Genomic DNA, 10,099 nt, shown 5'->3' on the forward strand with positions numbered 1-10,099 from the left:
GTCCGGTCACGGCGGGCCGAGCAGCCACAGCACGGCGACGAGCACCGGCTGCCCGAGGACCGCGCACACCACCAGGGTCCACCGCATCCACGGCTTCGCCACGAGCTCCGGCGACCCGAACAGCGGCGCGAGCGGCATCAGGAGCCGGGGCGTCGAGGCCATCGGCAACGACACCGCGAAGACGTAGAGCGCGTACGAGGCCGAGAAGACCACGGTCGTGAACCCGAGGCGCCGGGTCGACCGACGCAGCAGCCAGACCGGGTACGACACGAGCAGGAACACCACGATGAGGATCCCACCCACGCCCAACCACCGGCCGGCGATGAGGAACCACGGTGTGAGCGGCACGAAGTCCACCCGCCCGATGAAGTTCACCCACCAGGACATCTCGGTCTCGAGGTAGGCGTTCGGCGACCCGGTCACGTGCGCGGCGATGAGCGGCCACGCGAACCCGGCGACCACCATCACGACGCCGGCGGCCACGACCCGCACGCGCTCCGCCACGGGGAACGCGTCGAGGGACCGGACCCCCTCGGTCCGACGCGCCCGGATCCACCGCACCAGTGCGACGACCCCGAGGACGAGCGGGATCGCGAGGGCTCCGGGCCGGGTGAACGCAGCGACGACCCCGAGCACCGTGAGGAGCCCGTACCGCCGACGGTCGAGCGCGAGGAGCGCCCCGAACACGAGGGCGAGGAACGTGCTCTCGGCGTACCCGACCTGCAGCAGGAACGACAGCGGACCGCACGTGAAGAAGAAGACCGCCCACATGGCCGCCGCCGACCCCGCACGGTCGCGGACGAGCCGGTGAAGCAGGTAGGTGGCGAGGAGTCCGGCGAGGAGTGCGATCGCCGGTGCGCCGACGTCGAACGGCACACCGGTCGACGCGGTCAGCATCCGGATCGTGAAGGGGAACGCCGGGAGGAACGCCCACGCGTTCTGCGCGACGTGGCCCGCGGCGTCGAGCGGCAGGGTCGTCGGGTACCCGTGGACCGAGATCTGCTCGTAGTACTGCCCGTCCCACGCCGTCAGGAAGTTGAGGAAGCCGTGGTCGTTGCCCCAGATCGCGTTCTCCGGCAGGGCGCGCCCGATGAGCGGGAACGCGAGCGCCAACCAGAACGTCGACATGATGCGCCCGCCGGTCCACACCAGGAGCACGGCGGCCCACGCCGGCAGGGCGGTCGCGAGGTCGAGGACACGGCGGCGTCCGCTCGCGATCGACTCCGTCAGGGTCCCGTCCAGGCGGCTCACCGCGGCGCTCCGCGGTGTTCGGGCATGGCAGAGGGCACGGTACGAGCGTAGACGGCGATTGCTTGGGTGTTCCTCACGGCTCGGCTCGGGAGGCGCGACTCGCGTTCTGCAGACCGGAACGAGTCCGACGGACGGCCGGGTCCGGCGCGGGGCGCTCACCTAGCCTGGGAGCGTCGTCCTCCGGCCGCGACGGCGCGGTCGGTGCCGTGGCGACGTCCGACCGACCCCGATCGACACCGAGGAGCACCGTGCCGAACAAGACCGCCATCGTGACCGACAACGCGCCGAAGCCCGCCGGCCCGTACAGCCAGGGGATCGTCGCGAACGGCTTCCTCTACACCGCCGGCTTCGGTCCGCAGGACCCGGCCACGGGCGAGATCGCCGACGACGTCGCCGGTCAGACCGCCCAGGTGCTCGCGAACGTCGCCGCCGTCCTGGCCGAGCACGGCGCCACGCTCGACGACGTCGTGAAGTCGACCGTCCACCTCGAGCACTCCGACCGCGACTTCCCCGCCTTCAACGAGGAGTACGCCAAGCACTTCTCGCAGCCGTACCCCGTCCGCACCACGGTGCAGTCGCACCTGGCGAACATCCTCGTCGAGATCGACGTCGTGGCGGTGCTCCCGACGGCGGAGTGACCCGGCCGGCCCCGGCGTGATCGCTCGGCGTGCTCGCTGAGCGAAGCCTCATCGACCCCCGGTGCGCGCACCGCCCGGACGGCTCCACGTCGTCCGGCGGATGCCGGCACCGGGGGTCGCGTGCGTCAGGACGCCGTCGGTGAGTACCGGGACGCCCGCGACGAGGACGTCGTCGACGCCTTCGGCCAGCAGCATCGGCTCGGCGTACGTCGATCGGGCACGGACGCGCTCGGGGTCGACGACGACGAGGTCGGCGATCCACCCGGGCGCGACGGCGCCGCGGTGCCCGAGTCCGAAGCGCTCGGCGGGCAGGGTCGACAGGTGCTGCTGGACCTCCCACCACGTGAGCAGCCCGGGCCGCGCGTAGTCCCCGAGGTACCGTGCGAAGGTGCCGTACGCACGGGGGTGCGGGTGCGTCCCGACGAAGATGCCGTCGGACCCGCCGGTGTGGCCGCCGGACCGGAACAGCTCCGCCAGCTGCTCGGGCGTCCGCGGGTGCGGCACCCGCATCACGACCGTGACCTGCAGGTCCGAGTCGACCAGGACGTCGAGCGCGAGGTCGACCGCGTCCGTCCCGGTGGCCGTGGCGGCCTCGGCGAGGGTGCGGCCCTGCAGCGCGTGGAACTCGGGCGCGGGGACGTGCGACAGCGTGATCTGCTCGGCCCAGCCCGGTCCGAGGTCGGCGCGCCCGAGGACCCGTTCGAGCACCGCGGCGCGGACGGCAGCGCGCTCGCCGTCCACTGCGAGCGCCCGGGCGAGGTCGTCGGTGCCCGGCCGGGCCAGGCCCGCGGGCAGGAGCAGCATCGACAGGATCGTGCAGCCGCGCGAGTACGGGTAGGCGTCGAACGACAGCGGGGCGCCCTGGGCCTCGGCGTGGGCGAGCTCCGCCAGCGCGAGGTCGACGGGAGCGTGGAGGTGCGAGACGTGGGCGCGGCCGCCGCCGGCGCGCACGATCCGGACGACCTCCTCGATGCCGGCGCCGGCGTTGGTCTCGTAGCCGCCGCGCATGTGGGTCACGTAGGTGCCGCCGGCGGCCGCGGACTCGGCGGCGAGGGCGGCGATCTCCGCGGTGCCGGCGTGGAGTCCGGGGACGTAGTCGAGGCCGGTCGCGAGCCCCACGGCGCCGTCCGTCATGCCCTGCCGCACGAGGGCGCGCATGGCGTCGAGCTGGCCGGGGTCGGCCGGGGCCGGGTCGTCGCCCGTGACCTCGTGCCGGACGGTGCCGGCCGGCACGAGGGTGGCGACGTTCAGCGCGGTCGTGCCGTCGTACGTCGCGAGCAGCCCCGCGATGCCGCCGCCGCGGTACGTCGGGTGGGGGCCGTCGATCGCCGCGAAGTACCGTCCGGCGTAGGAGCCGTCGCCCGGTGCCGGACCGACGCCGTCCTGTCCGGTGACGATCGTCGTGACGCCCTGCCGGAGGAGGGCGAGCTGCACGGGCTCGTCGAACACGAGGGACCCGGCGTGGGAGTGCGCGTCGACGAACCCGGGCATGACGAGCCGCCCGGTGCAGTCGATCACCGTGGCGTCGGCCCCGGCCCGGAGGCGCTCGCCCGGCCCGCCTCGCTCGGCGACCAGGCCGTCGCGGACGAGGACGTCCGATCGGTGGGCCGTGCCGTCGGTGTCGACGACCGAGCCGCCGGTGAGCAGGACCTCGGACGTCACCGTGCGAGCCCCGCGACGAGTCGTTCGGCGCGGGTGCGGAGGCCGTCCAGGTCGCCGGTCGTCAGGGCGTCACCGACGAGCGGCGAACCCAGGCCGACGGCGACGGCGCCGGCCGCCAGGTACTCGGACGCGTCCTCGACGCCGATGCCGCCCGTGGGGATGACGTCGACGAAGTCGAGCGGGGCGAGGACCTGCTTGAGGAATGCGGGGCCGCCGAGCTGTGCGGCCGGGAACACCTTGACCGCGCGCGCCCCGAGCTGCCAGGCGCGGACGATCTCGGTCGGGGTGGCGGCGCCCGGGTACCAGCCCAGACCACGCTCGTGCGCCCGTTCCCCGATGTCCGCGTCGAGGTGCGGGCTCACCGCGAACACGGCACCCGCGGCAGCGGCCTCGTCGAGCTGTCGTGGTTCGAGAACCGTGCCGACGCCGATCGACGCGCCCGTGCCGTAGCGATCGGCGGCCCAGGCGATGCCTTCCCGCCAGCGGGGCGTGTTGGTCGTGATCTCGATCGCCCGGACCCCGGCCTCGACCAGTGTCGCGACGACGTCCTCGACGTGGTCACCCGTCCCGCCGCGCAGGATCGCGATCGCGGGGCCGGCGGCGTGCCGGTGTCGGACGCGGGGAGCGGTGGACGGGTCGGTGCTGGTGGTGTTCGTCATGGTCTTCGTTCCTCGCCTCAGCGGTCGACGCGGTCGTGGACGGCGTGGTCGACGTCCGTGGGGGTGGTCGGGTCGTGCAGCGCGGCCGGGTCCGGACGGCGCCAGTCGCTCTCCACCGTGCAGGCGAGCGCACCGGCGTCGGCGGCGCGGTCGAGCGCCTCGGCCGTCGTGGCTCCGCCGAGGGTCGCCGCGAGCCAGCCCGCGACGAAGGCGTCACCGGCACCGACGGGGTCGACGACGCGCACCGGGGTCGCCGGGCGCCGCAGGAACGCACCGTCCACCGACGCCACCGCGCCCCGGGAGCCGAGCTTGACGACGGCACGACCCCGGCCGAGGGCGGCGAGCTCGTGCGCGAGCGTCTCGTCGTCGCCCTCGTCGTCGCCGAGTCCGAGCACGAGTCGGGCCTCGTCGTCGCCGGCGAACACGATCGACGACCGTGCGGCGACGTCCCGGTAGCGGGCGCGGGCGGTCTCGGCGTCGATGAGCTTGGGCCGGTGGTTCACGTCGAAGGACACCGGGACCCCGGCGGCGTCCGCGCGGTCGAGCGCGGCCTCGACGGTGGCCCTGGCGTCCGCGGAGAGGGCGAGGGTGATGCCCGTGACGTGCAGGAGCGCGGCGCGTTCGACGGCGCTCGCCGGCAGGTCGCTCGCCCGCAGCGCCGACCCCGCCGAACCCCGGCGGTGGTAGGTCACCCGCGTGCGTCCGTCGGCCAGGCGCTCCTTCATCATGATGCCCGTCGAGCGGTCCGGGTCCGGCACCGCGACGACGTCGACACCCGCGCTCCGGACGTCGCGCGTCACGCGGTCCCCGGCGGGGTCGGTGCCGACGCGACCGATCCACGTCGTCGGGACACCGGCGCGCACGAGGCCGATCGCGACGTTGCTCTCGGCTCCGCCGGTGTCGACCCGCATGTGCTCGAGGTCGGGGACCGCACCCGTGTCCCCGCCGGTGAGGAGCAGCATCGTCTCCCCGAAGGTCAGGACGCGGCCGGTCACCGGGTGCCCTTCGCCAGGGCGAGCTGGGCGGAGGAGGAGCCGAGCGCGACCGAGATCTCCAGCGCGGTCCGGACGACGCCGTCGCCGAGTTCGCGGACGGCCGCGGCGGGGAACCGGGAGGCGAGCCCCGAGATGCTCATCGCGCCGACGACCTGGTTCGCGTGGTCGAGCACGGGCGCGGCGACGCAGCGGATGTCGGGCTCGTTCTCGCGGTCGTCGATGCCGTAGCCACGGCCGTGCGTCCGGTCGATCTCGGCGCGCCAGCGGTCGTCGTCCACGATGGAGTGCTCGGTCATCGCCGTGGCCGGTTCCGCCAGCACCCGGTCGAGCAGCTCCGGCTCGCCGAACGCCACCATCGCCTTGCCCGAGGCCGTGTTCCGCATCGGCAGTCGGTTGCCGATCCGCGACCCCATCCGGACCGTGCCGCGCGTCTCGACCTTGTCGACGTAGACGATGTCGGTGCCGTCCGGGACGACGAGGTGGCAGGTGAGCCCCGTGCGTTCCGCGGTCCGCCGGAGGAACGGGGCTGCGGCGGCGCGGAGGTCGATGCCCTCGAGGTAGCTCTGCCCGAGCAGCAGCGCCCCGAGCCCGAGGGTGAAGCCGGCGTCCGGGGTGCGGCGCAGCAGGTCGTTCTCGAGCATCGGGGCGGTCAGCCGGAGCACGGTCGACTTCGAGGTGCCGAGCTCCGCGGCGAGCACGGTCAGCGACACCGACGGCTCGCCGTTCCGGGTGCGGTCGGCGATGCGGTCGAGCAGCCGCAGCCCGCGTCGGAGCGACAGGGCGGCGTTCCGTGCCGGAGCGTCCTCGGTGGAGGCGGCGACGGGGGTGGTGGCGCGCATCAGAACCACGTCGCGATCGTGTCGAGGACGGTCTCGTCGTCGTCGATGACGGTCACCTGGCGCCACTTGTCGAAGACGGTGCACGGGTGCGAGATGCCGAACACGACGACGTCGCCGGGCGTGAGCCCGGGTGCCCCGTCCGCCAGCGCGAGGTAGCAGTGCTGGTCGTCGAGGCGGGTGACGGTGACCGCCCCGGGGTCGGGTGCGACGGGGACGACGCCAGCCGCGCCTCCTGGGCCGACGTGCCGGACGGAACGGACCACCGGCAGCCCCTCGTCGAACGAGATGTCCCGCTTGCCGACCGCGACGAGCGCGAGCCCGGGCTCGGGGCACGACGTGACGCGTCCCCAGACCTCGATCGCGGCCAGGAGCGAGCCCTCGTCGGGGTGGCGGCCGAAGGGGGTGCGCTCGGCGTAGAAGCCGTCGTCGTGGGTGAGGGACGCGCCGGACCGGAGCAGCACGTCGAGGTCGTCGGGGCGGGTGGCGACCGCGTCGACCACGCCGTCGAACCAGGCGCTGCCGCCCATGCTGAGCAGGGCGCGCGGGGCCTCGACCAGCGGGCGGACGGCCGCCGCGACGGCGAGCACCCCCTCGACGTAGGCGCGGGCGGCGCGGACGTCGGGCAGGCCGCCCTCGTACCCGGCGACGCCTCGGAACGAGAGCCCCCGGTCGTGGGCGAGCTGTGCGAGGTCCTGTGCCTGCTGTGCGGTGCGGACGCCGGTGCGACCGCCGGGGAAGCCGACCTCGACGACCACGTGCAGGTCGCCGTCGACCGCGTCCTGTGCCGCGCGGCCGGCCTCGACCCCGGCGGGGGAGTCGACCCAGCAGAGGACGTCGGCGTCCGGGTCGGCGGCGCGGCGGGAGGCGAGCCAGGCGAGACCGGTGGGGTCGAGGACCTCGTTCGCGACGACGATCCGGTGGACGCCGTGCTCCCACGCGACCATCGCCTGCTGGACCGAGGCGACCGTGACGCCCCAGGCGCCGGCGGCGATCTGTCGTGCGGCCAGTGCCGGTGCCATGTGGGTCTTCATGTGCGGCGCGAAGAGCAGACCGTGCCGCTCGACGTACGCCTGCATCACGGCGGTGTTGTTCGCCAGGGCCGACTCGCGGAGGGTCATCACCGGCAGGTACGCGTGCTCGAGGACGTGCCGGCGTGCCGGTGCTGCCGGGTCGGGCGCGCCCTTCGTGGTGACCGTGCCGGGTGTGGTCGTCATCGATCCTCCTGTGCGTCTGCGGTGCCTCCACGCTCCCGGTGGCCGGGTGTTCGGGGCAACGCGCTCGTCCTCCTCATTCTGCGTTGCAGAACACCATCGCGTCAGCGCCGTCCCCGGACGTCACGGAAACCGATCGGGCATAGCATTCGTCCTGCCATGACGACGACGATGACGACACGACGACGGGGGAGCACCGCGGTGGCCGTGCTCGTCGCAGGGACCTTCTTCATGGAGCTCCTCGACGGCACCATCCTGGCCACGGCCGCTCCCGCGATGGGCCGGGACCTCGGCGTCGACTCGGCGGCCATCGGCGTGGCGATCACGGCGTACCTGGTCACCCTCGCGGTGTTCATCCCCGTGAGCGGATGGTTGACCGACCGGATCGGCTCGCGGACGGTCTTCGCCGGCGCGATCGTCCTGTTCACCGTGGCGTCGGGGCTGTGCGCCCTCTCCACCGGGCTCGTCGACCTGACGATCTGGCGCATCGTGCAGGGGCTCGGCGGCGCGCTGATGGTCCCCGTCGGGCGGCTCGTCGTCCTGCGGAGCGCCGGACGCGAGCAGCTCGTCACGGCCATCGCGATCCTGACCTGGCCGGCCCTCGCCGCGCCGATCATCGCGCCGTTCGTGGGCGGCGTGCTCGTCGACACCCTGACGTGGCACTGGATCTTCCTCATCAACATCCCGCTCGGGGTCATCGCGTTCGTCGCTGCGCTCGTCCTCGTGCCGCAGGAGCGGGCGTCCGAGCGGGTGCCGTTCGACTGGTTCGGGTCGCTGCTCGCCTGCTTCGGCCTCGGGTCGCTCGTGGTCATGGCGTCCCTGCTCGCCCTGGACAGCGTGCCCGTCCTGGCGGTCGTGCTCTCCGGCGTCGTCGGGGCGGTCGGCTGCTGGCTGGCGATCTGGCACTTCCGCCGGGCGCCGCACCCGATCATGGGGCTCGACTCGTTCCGGCTCGAGACCTTCCGAGTGTCGCACGCCGGCGGCAGCCTGTTCCGCCTGGCCGTCTCCGCCGTGCCGTTCGTCCTGCCGCTGCTGTTCCAGGACGCGTGGGGGTGGAGCGCCGTGCTCGCCGGGTCCGCCGTGCTGTGGGTCTTCGTCGGCAACCTCGGCATCAAGCCCATGACGACGCCGTTCCTCCGCTGGTTCGGGTACCGGCCGGTGATCATCGTGTCGAGCGCGGTCGCGGCGCTGAGCGTCGTCGCGATGGTGTTCATGACCGAGGACACCCCGTTCTGGCTCCTCGCCGTGCTCCTCGTCGTCAGTGGTGCGGCGCGGTCGGTGGGCTTCACGGCCTACAACACCATCGCGTTCGCCGACGTCGAGCAGGCGGACATGACCCCGGCGAACACGCTCTCGTCGACCCTGCAGCAGACCGCCGCCGGGTTCGGTGTCGCGGTCGGCGCCGTGGTCATCCGGGCCGCGTCGGGCCTCGGTGGATCCGGTCCGTACGACGCCGCGTTCTGGGTCATCGCCGCCCTGCTCGTCGTCGCCTGCGTCGAGGGCGTCCTGATGAGCCGTACAGCCGGCGAGACCGTCCGCCCCGCCCGTCGCGTCCGGGCCTGAGCGCGCATCGTCCGTTTTCCCCGCGGTCACACGCACGAAACCGAGGCCGCGCTACAGTCTCAGCAACAGTCCGCGAACGCCGAGTACGGTTGCCGCGGCAGGGCGACCGGAAACGCCCGGAACAGGAAGGCAGCATGGCCGCGCCAGAGCAGCAGGGGACGATCACAGCCGAGACGGCCGTGGAACCGACCGGGTTGCGCGTCGTCAGCTACAACCTCCGCGAGCACACCGCGAACGGCGAGCTCGCCTCCCTGGCTGAAGCGTCCCAGGCCGACGTCATCTGCGTGCAGGAGTGCGACAGCAACGACCTCGCCCCCTCGATCGCCGGCCTCTCCCTCGCCGCGTCGACCAAGGCGAACCGGCTCGGCCTCGCGATCTACAAGCGCGACGACCGGTTCGAGGTCGAGGACTTCAGCATCCACTCCCTGCAGAAGTCGCTGCACGACCGGGTCCTCGCGCCCGCGCACGAGCGCCTGATCGCGATGCACCTGCGCGACAAGGAGGTCGACGCCGAGGTCATCGTCGCGTCCTTCCACGCCTCACCCCTCACCGCCACGAACTCGCTGCGCCGCAAGCAGATCGAGGCCGCGCACCAGTTCGTCCGCGAGCTCTCGAACGACGCCCCGGCGATCATGGTCGGCGACTTCAACTACCCCTGGTTCCAGACGAACCTGCGCAGGAAGATCGAGCAGCACGGGTTCGCGCTGTCGCTCTCCGACCAGCCGACGTACCTGCGCTACCGCAAGTTCACGGGGCACTTCGACTTCGCCACGAGCGTGGGGCTGCACATCGCCGGCGTGGAGACCCTGCCCGCGGGCATCTCCGACCACCGGCCGATCCTGGTGCGTGCGCACTACGAGCACCCGGGCGCGACGGGCACCGTCGCCACCGTGGAGTCCCCGGCCGCCTGACGCGCCCGTGGTCGTCGGCCGAGCGGGCAGAACGCGCCGCGTGCCGCGCGCGTGGTCGTCCGCCGAGCGGGCAGAACGCGCCGCGTGCGTCCCACGTGGTCGTCCGCCGAGCGGGCAGAACGCGCCGCGTGCGTCCCACGTGGTCGTCCGCCGAGCGGGCGGAACGCGCCGCGTGCGTACCGCCGAGTGGGTGGAACGCCCCTCGTCAGCGCGGTGAGCGTGACGAAAAGTGCCCGCTCGGGGAGCGCCCCGCGTCCAGCAGGCGACGCACAGGAGGCGGGGGGGGGGGGGGGGGGGGGGGGGCCCCCCCCCCCCCCCGGCGCCGCCCCCGCGGGCGCCCCCCCCCCCCCGCCCCCCCCCCCCGCCGGCC

General features: G+C 73.7%; 9 protein-coding genes. 3 read left to right on the forward strand and 6 right to left on the reverse strand.

Annotation, left to right across the window (positions count from 1 at the left end; translation table 11 throughout):
- Positions 1-6 precede the first annotated feature (6 nt).
- Positions 7-1,251, reverse strand: a complete 1,245-nt coding sequence (locus ACIPEP_RS04010; RefSeq protein ID WP_402716565.1) for a hypothetical protein — start codon at positions 1,249-1,251, stop codon at positions 7-9.
- 248 nt (positions 1,252-1,499) lie between these two features.
- Between ACIPEP_RS04010 and ACIPEP_RS04015 the strand changes: the two genes are divergently transcribed.
- Positions 1,500-1,889 carry a RidA family protein gene (locus ACIPEP_RS04015; protein ID WP_070418297.1) on the forward strand — a complete coding sequence of 130 codons (390 nt, stop codon included), beginning with the start codon at positions 1,500-1,502 and terminating at the stop codon, positions 1,887-1,889.
- Between the two features lie 48 nt (positions 1,890-1,937).
- Here the strand turns inward: ACIPEP_RS04015 and ACIPEP_RS04020 are convergent, their stop codons facing one another.
- Genes ACIPEP_RS04020 through ACIPEP_RS04040 form a run of 5 tightly spaced genes read right to left on the reverse strand, consistent with a single transcriptional unit; the run spans position 1,938 to position 7,258 of the window.
- Positions 1,938-3,551 carry an amidohydrolase family protein gene (locus ACIPEP_RS04020; protein ID WP_402716566.1) on the reverse strand — a complete coding sequence of 538 codons (1,614 nt, stop codon included), beginning with the start codon at positions 3,549-3,551 and terminating at the stop codon, positions 1,938-1,940.
- A complete protein-coding gene (locus ACIPEP_RS04025; RefSeq protein ID WP_402716567.1) occupies positions 3,548-4,210 on the reverse strand; it encodes a bifunctional 4-hydroxy-2-oxoglutarate aldolase/2-dehydro-3-deoxy-phosphogluconate aldolase in 663 nt (220 codons plus the stop codon). The genes ACIPEP_RS04020 and ACIPEP_RS04025 overlap by 4 nt, the downstream gene beginning before the upstream one ends.
- A gap of 17 nt (positions 4,211-4,227) precedes the next feature.
- Entirely contained in the window at positions 4,228-5,205 is a 978-nt protein-coding gene (locus ACIPEP_RS04030; RefSeq protein WP_402716568.1) for a sugar kinase, read from the reverse strand.
- Positions 5,202-6,044, reverse strand: a complete 843-nt coding sequence (locus tag ACIPEP_RS04035) for an IclR family transcriptional regulator (protein ID WP_402716569.1) — start codon at positions 6,042-6,044, stop codon at positions 5,202-5,204. The genes ACIPEP_RS04030 and ACIPEP_RS04035 overlap by 4 nt, the downstream gene beginning before the upstream one ends.
- Positions 6,044-7,258, reverse strand: a complete 1,215-nt coding sequence (locus ACIPEP_RS04040; RefSeq protein ID WP_402716570.1) for an alanine racemase — start codon at positions 7,256-7,258, stop codon at positions 6,044-6,046. The genes ACIPEP_RS04035 and ACIPEP_RS04040 overlap by 1 nt, the downstream gene beginning before the upstream one ends.
- Before the next feature lie 156 nt (positions 7,259-7,414).
- Between ACIPEP_RS04040 and ACIPEP_RS04045 the strand changes: the two genes are divergently transcribed.
- Positions 7,415-8,818, forward strand: a complete 1,404-nt coding sequence (locus ACIPEP_RS04045; RefSeq protein WP_402716571.1) for an MFS transporter — start codon at positions 7,415-7,417, stop codon at positions 8,816-8,818.
- Positions 8,819-8,952: 134 nt separating this feature from the next.
- Positions 8,953-9,729: an endonuclease/exonuclease/phosphatase family protein gene (locus tag ACIPEP_RS04050; RefSeq protein ID WP_083403156.1), complete on the forward strand. Its 777-nt coding sequence runs from the start codon at positions 8,953-8,955 to the stop codon at positions 9,727-9,729.
- The last annotated feature ends 370 nt before the right edge of the window (positions 9,730-10,099 follow it).

Origin of the sequence: Curtobacterium sp. NPDC087082 (genome assembly GCF_044745045.1) — a bacterium.
GTDB lineage: Bacteria > Actinomycetota > Actinomycetes > Actinomycetales > Microbacteriaceae > Curtobacterium.